Annotated in this window: 1 protein-coding gene; it reads left to right on the forward strand. The window is 66.3% G+C overall.

The genetic code is table 11. From position 1 onward, the window contains the following. Positions 1-282 (forward strand): M48 family metalloprotease (locus tag GQA99_RS20470; RefSeq protein ID WP_160057052.1); only part of this gene is annotated, 282 nt, incomplete at both ends.

The following is a 282-nucleotide window of genomic DNA, read 5'->3' on the forward strand; positions in this document are numbered from 1 at the left end:
GATGTTCTCGTCGATGTTTTCGTCCAACGACCGGCAGAGCCCGCTGTCGGGCATCGCCGCCATCCTGATGGCCGTGCTGGCGCCGATCGCCGCGTCGCTGGTGCAGATGGCGATCAGCCGCTCGCGCGAATACGAGGCCGATCGGCGCGGTGCCGCGATCTGCGGCAACCCGATGTGGCTGGCCTCGGCCCTGCACAAGATCGAACACGGCGCCCAGGCCCTGCCGAACTATGAGGCCGAACGCAACCCGGCAACCGCGCATATGTTCATCATCAACCCGCT

The organism is Shewanella litoralis, from assembly GCF_009828585.1.
Lineage (GTDB): Bacteria > Pseudomonadota > Gammaproteobacteria > Enterobacterales > Shewanellaceae > Shewanella > Shewanella litoralis.